This is a genomic window from Shewanella sp. SM29, from assembly GCF_025654245.1.
Lineage (GTDB): Bacteria > Pseudomonadota > Gammaproteobacteria > Enterobacterales > Shewanellaceae > Shewanella > Shewanella oncorhynchi.
In genome coordinates this window covers 1-14653 of the sequence record NZ_JAKKRN010000019.1, presented here as the reverse complement: position 1 = coordinate 14653, position 14653 = coordinate 1, and the positions used below count along the sequence as shown (strand labels likewise).

The 14653-nt window shown below is 45.8% G+C and carries 12 protein-coding genes; 6 read left to right on the top strand and 6 right to left on the bottom strand.

What is annotated here, in order from left to right; translation table 11 throughout:
• Positions 1–54: 54 nt before the first annotated feature.
• Positions 55–897 carry an S-formylglutathione hydrolase gene (fghA, locus tag L5L77_RS13920; protein WP_011919405.1) on the bottom strand — a complete coding sequence of 281 codons (843 nt, stop codon included), beginning with the start codon at positions 895–897 and terminating at the stop codon, positions 55–57.
• Between the two features lie 134 nt (positions 898–1031).
• Entirely contained in the window at positions 1032–2171 is a 1140-nt protein-coding gene (locus tag L5L77_RS13915; RefSeq protein ID WP_014610474.1) for an S-(hydroxymethyl)glutathione dehydrogenase/class III alcohol dehydrogenase, read from the bottom strand.
• 176 nt (positions 2172–2347) lie between these two features.
• Between L5L77_RS13915 and L5L77_RS13910 the strand changes: the two genes are divergently transcribed.
• Complete coding sequence (locus L5L77_RS13910; RefSeq protein WP_028759792.1) at positions 2348–3226, top strand: LysR family transcriptional regulator; 879 nt, start codon at positions 2348–2350, stop codon at positions 3224–3226.
• A 45-nt stretch (positions 3227–3271) separates the two neighbouring features.
• Here the strand turns inward: L5L77_RS13910 and L5L77_RS13905 are convergent, their stop codons facing one another.
• Entirely contained in the window at positions 3272–4561 is a 1290-nt protein-coding gene (locus L5L77_RS13905) for an NAD(P)/FAD-dependent oxidoreductase (protein WP_173244619.1), read from the bottom strand.
• A gap of 502 nt (positions 4562–5063) precedes the next feature.
• On the opposite strand from L5L77_RS13905, the gene L5L77_RS13900 reads away from it, so the two are divergent.
• Complete coding sequence (locus L5L77_RS13900) at positions 5064–5699, top strand: class I SAM-dependent methyltransferase (protein ID WP_263185423.1); 636 nt, start codon at positions 5064–5066, stop codon at positions 5697–5699.
• A gap of 51 nt (positions 5700–5750) precedes the next feature.
• Here the strand turns inward: L5L77_RS13900 and L5L77_RS13895 are convergent, their stop codons facing one another.
• Positions 5751–6329, bottom strand: a complete 579-nt coding sequence (locus L5L77_RS13895; RefSeq protein WP_263191896.1) for a nuclear transport factor 2 family protein — start codon at positions 6327–6329, stop codon at positions 5751–5753.
• Positions 6330–6747: 418 nt separating this feature from the next.
• Between L5L77_RS13895 and L5L77_RS13890 the strand changes: the two genes are divergently transcribed.
• Both L5L77_RS13890 and L5L77_RS13885 read left to right on the top strand, forming a co-directional pair.
• On the top strand, positions 6748–8736 hold the full coding sequence (locus L5L77_RS13890; RefSeq protein ID WP_263191897.1) for a TonB-dependent receptor domain-containing protein: 1989 nt from the start codon (positions 6748–6750) through the stop codon (positions 8734–8736).
• Positions 8737–9271: 535 nt separating this feature from the next.
• Positions 9272–9562 (top strand): cytochrome c3 family protein, encoded by a 291-nt coding sequence (locus tag L5L77_RS13885; RefSeq protein WP_028759787.1) that lies wholly within the window; start codon positions 9272–9274, stop codon positions 9560–9562.
• Between the two features lie 237 nt (positions 9563–9799).
• Here the strand turns inward: L5L77_RS13885 and L5L77_RS13880 are convergent, their stop codons facing one another.
• A complete protein-coding gene (locus L5L77_RS13880) occupies positions 9800–11809 on the bottom strand; it encodes an ATP-dependent DNA helicase (protein ID WP_263185421.1) in 2010 nt (669 codons plus the stop codon).
• 443 nt (positions 11810–12252) lie between these two features.
• Between L5L77_RS13880 and L5L77_RS13875 the strand changes: the two genes are divergently transcribed.
• Positions 12253–12753, top strand: coding sequence for a GNAT family N-acetyltransferase (locus tag L5L77_RS13875; RefSeq protein WP_263185420.1), 501 nt, complete (start codon positions 12253–12255; stop codon positions 12751–12753).
• Positions 12754–12882: 129 nt separating this feature from the next.
• The gene (locus L5L77_RS13870) at positions 12883–13860 is read left to right on the top strand and encodes a transposase (RefSeq protein ID WP_263185472.1); all 978 of its coding nucleotides are present in this window, start codon (positions 12883–12885) and stop codon (positions 13858–13860) included.
• Positions 13861–14127: 267 nt separating this feature from the next.
• On the opposite strand, the gene L5L77_RS13865 is transcribed toward L5L77_RS13870, so the two are convergent.
• A partial coding sequence (locus tag L5L77_RS13865; protein WP_263222966.1) for a GGDEF domain-containing protein occupies positions 14128–14653 on the bottom strand: 526 nt, incomplete at its 5' end.

The following is a 14653-nucleotide window of genomic DNA, read 5'->3' as shown; positions in this document are numbered from 1 at the left end:
CAAAGTTGCGGCATTTTTGTTTTAGCTCATCGGCGTGACTGCTGAATCGGCTATTTAAGGCTTAAAGTACAAGCTATGGAACTTAAGGTGCTCTTCAATAAAGCTCGCGATGAAGTAGTAGCTGTGATCGTACCCCGCTTGCATCCGCACATCCAAGGGATAACCCTTGGTATGGGCGATATCCACCAGCGATTGTGGCATCAATTGGGTATCTAAAAAGCTATCGGCTTCACCTTGGTCAATCAGTACTGGCACTTCGCTAATCGCGAGCTTAAGCAACTCACAGGCATCATACTGCCGCCAATGTTCACGATTTTCACCTAAGTACTCGCTAAAGGCTTTAATACCCCAAGGTGCATTACTCGGATTCGAAATCGGGCTAAAAGCCGAAATTGAGCTATATCTGTGCGGATTACTCAGACCAATCACCAAAGCACCATGACCGCCCATCGAATGGCCGGAGATAGCGCGCTGGGTAGTGACGGGAAAATGCGCTTCAATCAAGTTAGGCAGCTCATGGACTATGTAATCGTACATTTTGTAATGACGATTCCAAGGTGCTTTTGTCGCATTGAGGTAAAAACCCGCGCCTAAGCCTAAATCGTAAGCTTTATCCGCCGCATCGGGCACATCGTCACCGCGAGGACTGGTATCAGGGGCGACAATCGCCATCCCAAGTACCGCTGCCATGCGCTGTGCACCCGCCTTCTGCATAAAGTTTTCATCGGTACAGGTTAGACCTGAAAGCCAATACAACACAGGCACAGGTTTATTCACCGCCTCAGGCGGCAGATAAATCGCAAAGCGCATCTCGCAGTTTAACGACTGAGATTGATGGCGATATTGCTTATGCCAACCACCGAAACTCTTGTTACAACTGATATTTTCTATGGTCATACAAGTCCTTTTAAGCTCAATCTTTTAGCGCTTGGTCATAGCGTTAGTCATCTGATCAGTTGGCAACACAGCAGACAGATTTGCACCTGTCTGCCGGTTTGTCACTGAAGCATCAATTGACAATGCAAAACCACTTATTTATCAAAATGGATCACGCTACGGATGCTCTTACCTTGGTGCATCAGCTCGAACGCTTCATTGATTTGCTCAAGTCCCATAGTATGGGTGATAAAATCATCGAGCTTAAACTCACCCGCCATGTAACGCTCAACAATGTGTGGCAGTTCAGAACGCCCTTTCACACCGCCAAAGGCAGAACCGCGCCATACTCGCCCAGTAACTAATTGGAATGGACGGGTTGAAATCTCTTGACCAGCACCGGCAACACCTATGATCACCGACTCTCCCCAGCCTTTATGGCAACACTCTAAGGCGCTGCGCATCACGTTGACGTTGCCGATACACTCGAATGAGTAATCCACGCCGCCATCGGTCATTTCAACGATCACCTCTTGGATGGGCTTATCGAGTAATTTAGGATTGATGCAATCGGTCGCGCCGAGTTTTTTGGCTAACTCGAATTTAGACTCGTTGATATCAATCGCGATAATGCGGCTGGCTTTGGCCATAGTAGCACCGATAATCGCCGATAAACCGATACCGCCGAGGCCGAAAATCGCCACGGTTGCGCCTTCTTCCACTTTGGCCGTGTTCATCACAGCGCCCATACCAGTGGTCACGCCGCAACCCAGCAGACAAATTTCTTCTAATGGCGCGCTCTTATTGACTTTCGCCAATGAGATTTCAGGTAACACGGTATATTCAGAGAAGGTCGAGCAGCCCATGTAATGGAAAATAGGCTTGCCATCAAGATAAAAACGCGTGGTGCCATCGGGCATTAAGCCTTTACCTTGGGTCGCACGAATTTTTTGGCACAGGTTAGTTTTGCCCGATAGGCAGAACTTACACTCGCCGCACTCTGGGGTATAAAGTGGGATCACATGATCGCCCACTTGCACGCTGGTCACACCCTCGCCCACTTGCTCAACGATACCGCCGCCTTCGTGGCCTAAAATCGCTGGGAATACGCCTTCTGGATCGTCACCGCTCAGGGTAAAGGCATCCGTGTGACACACGCCCGTAGCCACAATGCGCACTAAAACTTCGCCCGCTTTAGGTAACATCACATCCACTTCTTCAATCTTAAGCGGTTGTCCTGGTCCCCAAGCCACTGCGGCCTTTGATTTAATAAACTGCGGTTTTTCGTTCGACATTGTTACGTCCCTTGAATAGGTAATAGGAGTAAGTCATTGGTGTATCATAAATTCAATTCAGGCCAAGCAAATTCTTGCGACCATTGCACTGATGCTACTGAATAGGAGGATTGTATTTGTTTCTCAGCGAGAGACAATCTAGTATTCAAGCAATTCATTTTTACTGAGTAACAACAATGTATCTCTGGGACGGCATTTCTGAATTTGTCGCGGTGGCTGAGGCCGAAAGTTTTACCCTAGCGGCGCAGCGGCTGAATATCTCCACCGCCCACGTTAGCCGCCAAGTGAGCACCTTAGAAAACCGCCTCGGCACAAAACTCTTTTACCGCACAACCCGCAAAGTGTCGTTAACCGAAGAAGGCACGATTTATTATCGTCACTGCCGCCAATTACAAACGGGGTTAGAAGAAGCCGAGCGCGCCATCTCAAACCTAAAGGACTCACCCCAAGGCTTAGTCAAGCTCACGGCGCCCGTCGCCTATGGCGAGAAATTTATCATGCCATTACTCAATGATTTTATGGTGCAATATCCCAGCGTTGAATTTAGCGTCGACTTGACCAATCGCACCTTGGACTTGATTGAAGGCGGTTATGATCTGGCCATTCGCCTCGGAAAACTCGCAGATTCGAGTTTGATGGCCAAACCGCTCAGCAGCCGTACCCACTATGTCGCCGCCTCACCAAGCTATGTGGAAAAATACGGTCAGCCCCATACCTTATCAGAACTTAGCCAGCACAATTGTTTGATCGGTAATCATAATTACTGGCGCTTTGTAGAAAATGGCCGCGAGCGCAATATTAAAGTCCGCGGCAATCTCAATTGTAACAGTGGCTACGCATTAAGGGATGCGGCACTAAAGGGCATAGGGATAGTTCAACTGCCTGATTATTATATTGAAGAAGATATTCAAACCGGACGGTTGCTCTCCTTCCTTGACAGTCACCGCGAAGCCAAAGAAGGCATTTGGGCACTCTATCCGCAAAACCGCCACCTGTCGGCTAAGATCCGTGTATTGGTCGATTACCTTGCCGAAAAACTCGCCGAGCAGGATTAAATACTGTTTGAGCAGATTGATTGGTAGCAGACAACACGGCGCAGACTAGCGCCAGTTTTCCCGCAAAGTGTAATACAACATGCCTAACGCCAACGCTTGATTGCCGAACCATTCATTTAACGGAATGCGGATATGGCGCATGGCGGCAAACAAATCAAACTCACGCAATTGCCCGTCCATCGCATTGGCCATGATCTCGGCCATAATGTGCGATGTCGCTACTCCGTGCCCAGAATATCCTTGGCAATAGAACACATTAGGCGACACTTTGCCGAGCTGCGGGATACGGTTAATCACAATTCCTGCCATTCCCGCCCACGCAAATTCGATATTAACGCCCTTTAATTGTGGAAACGTACGCTCAATCGCGGGCCGTAATTCCGCAGCCACATTTTTAGGATCGCGGCCGCTGTAGTTAGTGCCGCCGCCGAACATCAGCCGTTTATCCGCGGTCAGGCGATAGTAATCCAGTACAAAGCGGCAATCATACACGGCTAAATCCTGCGGATTGATTTGCAAAGCGACATCATCGGGCAGAATCGCAGTGGCGCAATTGCCTAAGGACGCCGGAAATAACATACCACGCAGTTTTGGACGGGCGAGTTTATGGTAAGCATTACCGGCGATCAGCACACTGTTGGCGCGCACTTTTCCCTTGGCTGTGACAACAGTCGCCACATCGCCTTCTTCAATATCAAGTACGGGTGAGTGTTCAAAGATTAACGCCCCAAGACCTGCTGCCGCGCGGGCTTCACCCAGGCATAAATTGACTGAGTGCAAATGCATGTTGCGCCGATTGACTAAGCCGCCGTGATACAAGGGCGAGCCTAAATAGGCAGGCATTTCATCGGCGAATACCAGCGTCATAAATTCACCCATGCCGCGGCGCTGCGCCTCATCATGCATAGCCCTAAGCTCGTGCATGTGCTTTGGCTGGTAAGCGGTTTGGATATGACCAAACTTTAAATCACAGTTTATGCCGTACTTGGCCACCCGATTTTTAATTATATCGTGGCCGCGCCAACGCATATTCCACACATAATCTTCAGCTTCATTGCCGATTTGACGGCGCAGCTGTTTTGTCATCGCAACATCGCCGGACAAACTGCCCGTCACCTGCCCACCATTGCGTCCGGTCGCGCCCCACGCAATTTTATTGGCCTCAATAAGTGCCACTTTATAGCCCTTCTCAGATAATTCCAACGCCGTTGCCACGCCGGTAAAACCGCCACCGACAATCGCTACATCGACTCGAATGTCGCCTTCAAGCGCAGGATAATCTGACTCTTGGTCAATGGTGGCATTGTAGTAGGAGGCGCAACGCTCTGCTGGCATGGTCATTCCTTGATGTTGAAAGTTAACTGTTGAAAATTAACTGTTGAAAGTTGATGGCTGAAAGTGAGTGTTAAGTCTTAGTTCTGGGCACTCGTTTTAACGCGGCATTATACCGACGTTGTTTTATATTTTTTACAAGCGTTCAGAATTTGTGAGTATATCTAAGTTGAGATCGAGGTCAACAGTGAATTGCGATAACTATTTTTGCAGGACATGACAAAGGGAGTAGAGCTGGCTGCAGGCTCCTTCTTGAAGAACCTGAAATGGAGGTGCTTGAGATGGAAGCTTCTGAGATGGAAGCTTCTGAGATGGAAGCTTCTGAAATGGCGGTACCTAAAATTAAGGCACTAAAATTAAGGATCTAAAATTAAGGTACCTAAGATAGAGACTCCGAATGTTAAGGCGCGGCTGATTTTATCTTTTAAGCCTTATACTTTTTGCTGGTTTAAGATAGGCTTGTGCGGCGTCATCCTCTTTTTATCTCAGCAACCTAGAGTCCATTATGCCACTATTACCACTTGTCCAATTGCCGTTTTCCCAAGCATGTGAAAACAACAAAGCGCCGATTTTAGCGGTATTAACACAAGCATTCTCACTCAACCAACATGTACTCGAAATCGGCAGTGGCACAGCGCAACATGCTGTGTATTTTACAGCAAATCTTCCCCATTTAATCTGGCAAACCAGCGATCAGGCTGAATATATTGAGGTCATTACCGCAAGGTGTATGCATGAAGGCAAGCGACCCAATGCAGCGGCAAACCTACGCTTACCACTTACCCTTGATGTTACCGCGCCATGGCCGGTGAAGGGATTAACATTTGATATTGATGGCGTATTTATTGCAAACACTTTGCATATTATGAGCAAAAATATGGTTGAAGCGTTTTTTACTGGCCTTGGTCTGTATCTCCCCCAACTCAAGACCCTGTGCATTTACGGCCCCTTTAACTACCAAGGCGAATTTAGCAGTGACAGCAATCGCCAGTTTGATGCCTTTTTAAAACAGCGCGATCCCGCCAGCGGCATTCGTGATATTGAATGGATTTGCAGTTTAGCCAGCGAGCAAGGCCTAACGCTGAAGCAAGATGTGGCTATGCCGGCCAATAATCGACTACTGCATTTTGTTAGAGGCTAGCTTTTTGTTAAAGGCTCATTTTTTGTTAAAAGCTAGCTTTGGTTGAGTGGTTTAGTCCGTTTTGGCCTCGGCGGTTCTGTGCCCATAGCTCAGCACTCGGGTAGCTTTCCACTGTTCGTTCTGTTTGCGCCATACAATGACAAAGTCGGCTAGGCCATCACAGCTACCTGTTTCAAAGCTGCAAAAACGATGAACGCCTTGCTCTATCGCGCCAAACTCTTTCACCGGAAACACTTTCATCGTGCCCGCAACTAACTCGCGGCGGTAATGGCCACAGGCATATTTTTCGGTATTAGCGATCATGTCCTTGCGGTTCCAAGTGACGCCACCCGTGTCGTGGTAAAACTCTACATCTTCAGTGAAAAAATCAGCGTGTTTCTTTAGTTCAGCGGGGACGGCGCACTTATTGAAACTGTCGAACACAGCAAAATCCACCGCTGCAATTTGGGTAGATAAAGTGTCTGTAAGTGCAGTAGCGGGCTGCGCAATGTCAGCTTGTGGAGCCCCAGCCGTTTTAACTGATGCTGCTTTAGCTAATGTTGGCGTATCTGTGGCAACAGCAGGTTCGGTAGTGGCGAGTGACAAAGTTAAAACAGTGACTGTGGCTAGGCTATAAAATGCTGGATTCATATTCTCTCCGTAAATATTGGCAATACATTTTGTATGGCGACTATTCACGTCACAAACATGAATGCACCACGAAACATAAAGTCACATCGCCAGCAAAGCTTATGCCAGTTAAAATATCTATATTAATCATATTGATATAGCTTCATATTACGTTACGCAATTTTGTGCGGTGATAGTTTCTGATTATTCTCACTATTTTTTAGTGATTTATCCGACGATCGTCATACTCAGTACCTTATGCTCAATGCGATCAATCAGGATGACCATGCCAGCGAGCCACTCGTCGAATATACGGGCTATCACACTGTTATTAAACACTAAAAATTTACACTGCCTTTACACAAAAGAGAGACATCCAAGCTTGAAGCTATAATTAAGAATAATTATCATTCGCCAAAATTACCGAAGGAAGAATGATATGCCCCGCTTTATCCGTCGCACTCGCCAAACCTCGCATCTATCTCATGCAACACAGACACCTATGTTGAGCCAGCTATCACGCGCTATTGGTTTATGTTTGTTATTACCTGCAGCATGGGCTAGTGCTGCAAATACGCAAGATACCACTCCAGAAATGGAACGCATGGTGATCACAGCAACACAAACTAAACACTCGGAGCTTTCGGCGCCCGCTTCGGTGTCCGTGATTAACCGCAGTGAACTTGAAGCGCTAGTCATAGACGATCTCGCTAGCGCAGTCCGTTATTTACAGGGTGTGAACATCAGCGAAGGCACGCCCTATGGCCGCAATGAGATCAGCCTGCGAGGTTTGGATTCAGATTACACTTTAATCTTGATTAATGGCCGCCGCATTAACTCCCGCGAAGCATTAACCTCTGGTTATGGCAACGATTTTGACTTGTCCTCTATTCCAATGTCTGCCATTGAACGTATCGAAGTTGTACGTGGGCCTATGTCATCCCTCTACGGCTCAGAAGCTTTAGGCGGTGTGGTTAACGTCATACTGCGTCAACCGACTGAAGACTGGCAAACCAGCGTTGGCGTGCAATACGATGCACCTACCAGTGGTAAGGGTGGCGATAGCACTAAGTACAATTTCTACAGCAGTGGCGCGCTGATCAAAGATAAATTACTGGCAAACTTAATCGTTGACAGCAATAAACGCGATGCATGGCGCTCGGACTTAAAACCCACTATTGATGCGCTAGAAGACAGAGATGAAATCAGCGCCCTCGCCAATTTACAATGGCTGATTGATAACCAGCAAGATCTGCAATTTGACTTAAGTTACGCCAACGATGAACGTGAGTCTGATTGGAATAACTACGGCACGATTCTCACCAATAACCAACAAGCGGAGCGGATAAGTTCAGGTCTGACCCATAATGGCCACTGGAACTGGGGCGATACTCGCCTGCGCTATTACTATGAAAATGTTGGGGTGACTGACGACTCAGCGTTAATCGCCGAGATTGGTAATATCACCCAAACCAACCACAATCTCGACGGTCAAACCACTGTCCTGCTTGGCGATCACATGTTAACCAGCGGTGCAGAATACCGTTGGACCCAGCTCGAAAATAGCCGCAATATTTTAGGTGATGGCACCTTAGACGACAGCCAATCGGCATTGTATCTACAAGATGAATTTAGCTTAGGCGAACTCAATATCACCTTAGGTGGGCGCGTCGATCACCACGATGTGTACGGCACCGAATTTAGCCCACGCTTGTATTTAGTGTATAACTTAAGCTCTGAATGGGTCATTAAAGGTGGTGGCGGCAAAGCCTTTAAAGCGCCAAATATGGCGCAATCCCAAGCCGATTATATTATCCCCGCTTGTCGTGGCGCCTGTACCGTTGCGGGAAATCCTGATCTTCAACCCGAAACCTCAGTGAACTACGAGTTATCGACCCAATATCAAACCACGGATTTTGGTGGCTCGATCACCTACTTCCATAACGATGTAGAAAATAAAATTATCACCGAAACTTGGAATAGAGTCCCAGGTACAGTATTAACTTACCAAAACGTGAACGAAGCTAAGATCACTGGTTGGGAATTACAAGCTTGGTACAATTTAACTCAAGATCTCAGCCTAAACGGTAATTACAGTAAAACCGATGCCGAAGATAAGCAAAATGGCGCGCCTTTTACCTTAACACCGGACGACAGCTATAACCTAAAACTGCAATGGCAGGCATTCGATGGTTTATCCACCTTTATCGCCTACCATTATACTGGCGAGCAGTATTTGCGAGCCAATGTCAAATCAGAGGGTTATGGCTCGCTCGATATAGGTGCGAATTATCAAATTAATCCTATGTTTAGACTGAAGCTTGGCGTGACTAACCTAACGGATTCTGAACGTGACCAAGTTGCCACCGACCTTGATTATATTCAAAAGAGTCGCAGTATTTATGCTGGGGTAACTGCAAGTTTCTAAGCTCTACAAGCCAGAAATTAATGTGTAATTATAGCTCTGCTACTCAACATTAAACATCATAGGCGAAGCCCGTTTTGGCTTCGCCTATTGTTTTAAGACCAAAATAAATATCACACATCCGACTAGAAAAAGCAAAATCAATATATTTTCTAAAATATAGAATTTTTAAATAAACATCAAAAATATAAATTACATAATCCAGATTTAAATCATTAGTCTTTTACATTCCGCAATATAACCTTGATCATACTTTAACGCTAAAAAATAACTCACCCGTTAACCTTTGATAACGATCAAGGTTTTGTCATATTAAAAAACTATTATACACACGCAAGACTGCTAAAGCTTGAGGTGTAAAATTCTCGATTATTAAACTTACGCACCAAGCAAAAGCAATATTATCTTTCCGTTTATATCACTAATAAAACAGCGAGAAAAATACAGTTCCAACTTCAAGTTACATATTTCATAGCTAGATATGTGATTTACTCGCTTCAGAATGATGATTTAACCAACAATAAAAAAGGAAAATAACATGCTTAAAAAGATGATGCTAATGTGCGCACTGTGCTTTTCAACTAATTTAATGGCGGTATCACTTGCCGACAGTCATTCTGAAAGATCTGACTGTGAATCCTGCCATAAAGATAAAAAACCTTCAGCAGATTATGTTTTTGAAAATCAGCAATGTGTATCATGCCATGGAGAAATGAAAACTCTCGCAGGTGAAGCTCATACTAAACATGATGGCGTTTTAACATGCACCAATTGCCATATCGCTCATCAAGAAAAAGCACCAGCAGATGCTTGCAAAGAATGCCATTAATTCACTAAAAATCTAAAACCAAAGGCCGAAGAATTATTTATTTTGAATGGAACCATTAGGCAGGATGCCACTTGACCCAACCTCCAAGGGTGTTTGCCATCTATTGCTCACAGGTGGCAATTTTTACCTACGTTTTTATATCCTTACAATATGTGTAACGGCTCAATACTTAGCTCAGAATCCCATGTCAGGCAAATAGGGCAAGTTTAATTGTGCTAGGTAAGCCATAGACGACTCTCAGGGGATTGTTCTCAAAAACGCCAATGCCTTTTCTAGGTCACGGGTGCGCGCCATCGGTGGCAGCGAGTTTAAAAAAGCTTGGCCATAGTAGCGATTCACAATGCGATTATCGCAAAGGATCAGCACACCGCGATCTTTTTCATCGCGAATAAGACGGCCAACACCTTGTTTCAGCGCAATAATGGCCTGAGGTAAGGACACTTCAGTAAAAGGATCGAGTCCCTGACGACTCACATTGTCAGCTCGGGCGCGATACAGGGGCTCATCGGGCGACACAAAAGGTAATTTGTCGATAATCACGCAGCTTAACAATTTACCGCGCACATCCACCCCTTCCCAAAAACTACTGGTGCCGAGCAATACCGCATTGCCGAGTTGGCGAAACTTAGTCAGCAGACTCTGTTTACCCGCTTGGCCTTGTACCAGCAGCGGATACTGAGTGCGAGTTCGCAGTGCCAGCGCCGCTTGTTCGAGCATTTTATGGCTGGTAAATAAAATGAAAGTCCGTCCCTGTGCCGCATCTATCGCTTGCACGCACACATCCACCAACTGCTTTAATGCTTGCTGTTGATTGGTCACGCTCCCAAGTTGTCTCGGCACACAAAATACCGCTTGGCGGGGATAATCGAAGGGACTGTCGAGAATACTTTGCTGCGCATCGACGATACCCATTTCTCGGGCAAAATGAACAAGACTGAGGTTAACCTGCAAAGTTGCCGAGGTAAATATCCAGCTGGTTTCGGGCACAAATAATTGTTGGCACTCACGGGCAATATTGATTGGTGAAATTCGCAGCACCACAAAGCGACTACCAAATTCGATGCTGTAGGCCGCCAGATTATTATCGCAGTTAAAAAACCCACTGAGCTTGTTATTCAGCTCCGCCAACTTAATGGTGATATCATCTAACAATTCACTACGCCCAATATGGGCCATTAATAAATTCTGCAGCGCGGTTAATTCCGCTAATAAATCCCATGACGCCGCCGCGAGCGCTTTATTGCCCAGCAATAAACGCCAATCGGATTCGCCGCAGGAATATAACTGATTATGCCAATCACTTAATTTAGCGAGGCAACGCTGGCAAAATTGGGCGAGTTGCCCAGTATCACTGAGTTCAGTCTGATAAATAGCGAGTAGCTTTTGAATGAAATCATCGATAGTACGACTCGAACATTGCTGGCCAAAATAGTTAACGCAAATATCGGGTAATAAATGCGCTTCATCGAAAATCACCACATCAGGATCGGGTAATAACTCGGCAAAGCCCGTGTCTTTCAGTACGCTATCGGCGAAAAATAAATGGTGGTTAACCACAATGATTTTAGCATCCAGGGCACGGCTGCGCGCCTTGCGGGTAAAGCAGGCATCGTAAAAATCGCAGCGCTTACCAATACAGCTTTCCTTAGTGCTGACCACAAGTGGCAGCGCCGAAGAATTCTCAGGCACTGAGGTTAAACCGCCAATATCACCATCTTTACAGGTGCTCGCCCACTGATTAATTTTCAACAAATCATCCAACAAACGCGCATCGATATGCGTCGCCTCGCTCATTTGCTTATCGAGTCGCCACTGGCACAGATAATTATTGCGGCCCTTTAGTAGAGCCAGTTTAGGCTCAATCCCCAACATGGCGACCAGCGCGGGTAAGTCTTTAAAAAACAACTGCTCTTGCAAGTTTTTACTGCCCGTACTTACGATGACTTGCTTACCGCTCAATATCGCGGGGATCAAATACGCAAAGGTTTTACCTACCCCCGTACCCGCCTCAATCACCACATTGCCCTTCGCCGCTATCGCCTCACTCACTTCCTGTGCCATTTGCATTTGGCTTGTTCGCGCACTAAACCCTTGAATATGTTTAGACAATACTCCATCGGGCAAAAATGCGCGTTGCACTTCGGACGCGAGTCGACTCACCGCAGCGGCGCCTTTTAAGGCAGAAGGCTTAGCGACGGTTTCTTTAGAGGAAACATGCTTTGATGTCGGTTGGCGAGAGCGAGTCAAAGGGAGAATCAATCCTTTATCAAGGTGTTAGGGAGCGTTATAAAACAATGTAGTAAGGCCACGCTATAAGCTGCTGCGGGGCTGCTGAGCGAGTGCATAGTGATACTTTAATTAACCACAAGCACTGGTTAGTGCCGCAAGCCGCGACCGTAAACAATAGCGTTAAGCTTAACGGCTCGAAGCATTATGCTGATTTGAGATAAGACTACAAGTTAGCCGCGTAATTAACGCCAATTTAAACGTCGGTATTTGCTAGCATCCGCCAAAGCATGTGCGCTAGCTGTAACAGTTCCAAACTTCTGTCGATTTCAGCCTGCCACTAACCATTTGAAATAAATAAGCTACCTCAGCAAAGCAAAACTCTATACCATTATATACGCTCGATAACAGGATGTTTCAGTGCCCAAGCATCAATACTAAGACGCAGGTAATCAGGATGAATGATGTCAAACGTTAGTCTTATCAATTTAAAAACAAGTGACACCACAACACTACAACGTCTGCTCCAACTTTATTATTTTGATTCAACACATTGGAGTAAAGAAGATATAGGCATTGATGGGTTATATGATGGCTCTACAGCCTCAGATCTTGAATCCTATGTTAACTCACAAGAGGCAAAAGCCTACCTCATTTGGGTAAATGAAGTATTGATAGGCTTTGTTCTACTAGAATGGGTTGAAGATGAAAAAAGGCTTATCTGGGAACTGGCTGACCTCTTTATTCTTCCTAAATATCGCGGTGGTTGGATTGCGCTCGAAGTAGTCCGTCAAATATTTGAGCAGATTAGCACACCGATACTGGTCGCTACGTTCAAAGAAAATGAACTGGCTTTGCGCTTTTTTAAAGCGGTATCAAAACGATTACAGCTTAATTCAGTACGTGAGTTAATCGAGGATGAAACTACGCCGTTTTATACTTTCATCATAAATGAACACATCTAACAATCGATGTTATTCAAGTTTTTCTAAGCCACCCATTGTTAATTATTGTGAATTTGATGGTGCTTCTTGGTGAATCACCAAATTTGCAACTAGGCTTAGTGTCTGTTTCCCCGCACAAGGAGTGTGATGATGCCACAGCCAAGGAGAACTCAAGTCAGTTTGGAAGATACGCCCTTTTATCACTGCTGTAGTCGAGTAGTCAGACGTGCCTATTTGTGTGGTCAAGACCTTTTCTCAGGTAAAAATTACGACCATAGACGCGAGTGGGTAGAGCAGCAATTACTTAAACTGGCTCAAGTCTTTGCTATTGATGTTGCAGCATATGCAGTGATGAGCAACCATCTGCACTTGGTACTCTGTGTGGATATTTACCAAGCCAATCAATGGAGCGATAGAGAAGTGCTTGAGCATTGGCATCAAGTATTTAAAGGCACTGAATTAACACAACAATTTGTCAAAGGGCACGTTGTTGAAGCCCATGACGTGGCTAACCTTAAACACCATATCGCTCTATACCGCAGTCGCTTAAGTGATATCTCTTGGTTTATGCGAGCGTTAAATGAACCTATCGCCCGTAAGGCAAATCAAGAGGATAACTGCACAGGACGCTTCTGGGAGGGCCGTTTTAAATCCCAAGCCCTACTCGATGAGGCGGCAGTACTCGCATGTATGACCTATGTTGACCTCAACCCTATCCGCGCTCATCTAGCCACAACACCAGCAACGTCGGATTTCACCAGTATTCAACGGCGTATCCGCGCGGCACTCGCAGGCAAACAACCTCAAACATTATTGCCCTTTATCGGTAATGAGCGGGACAATATGTCTAAAGGGCTGCACTTTGATTTACAAGATTATCTGCAACTGGTCGACGATACAGGCAGAATTATTCGCGATGATAAATGCGGGAGTATCAGTTCGAGCAGTGCTAGCTTACTGAGTCGCCTTAATATTCCACCTGAGCATTGGCTTAAGCTCACTCACCATTTCGGACAGCTATTTAAAGGTCCCGTGGGTACTTTGCAAGAGCTCACTTGTTACTGCGAACACCTTGAAAAGCGACGAAGGCATTATCGACACAGCTGCCAGCATTTAATGGCAAGCTGACCGAAGCAGAGATAATTTAGTGTTCAAATTGATTAATCCACCGCAGTGGAGAATATGGCTCGAACTTAATTCATCCAATTTCAGCTAACTATCGGCAAATTAATACAAAACGACCAAAAAAACCTCGAAAATGTGACTTTCAACCTCAGTAAAAATACCTTTGGTAAATGCGATTTGGTGTTGTAGGCTATGTTTCGCATCATGGGTGGCTTAGAAATCGCTTGGTTTGGTATCGCGATGCTTAGATTTCGTCAACCATTGGGTTCGCTAAGCTTTAGCCGTTAATATCACATCATCCCAAACCACGACACGATTTCGCCCCGTAGTTTTAGCGTGGTACAAGGCTTTATCGGCCTCGGCCACCAGCTTTTCAGCATCTGAACGGCACTGACTCCCGATTTCAATCGGTGAAGGCACAGACTGAAGCGCTAAAATACCGCTGTTTTCTTCGATGGCATGATGAGTAATTACAGGTGTTAACGCACTCACTCCTGCCGAAAATTGATAGTGAAAATCGGCGACTATCGCTGAAATATCTTCATTCGCAAGCGCTAACATCATACGCGTCACAATTTTCTGCGCGACATCGACCGACGTTTCTGGCAGTAATAGCGCAAATTCCTCACCGCCGAAGCGACCAAAGATATCGTATGGGCGCGTGCGAGCACTGATAAATTGGGTAAAATGCTGCAGTATCTTGTCACCCACTTGATGCCCATAGCGATCATTAACGAGTTTAAAATAATCGATATCCATCATGACAAGGCACAAAGGTAACTGTAGACGACTCAAG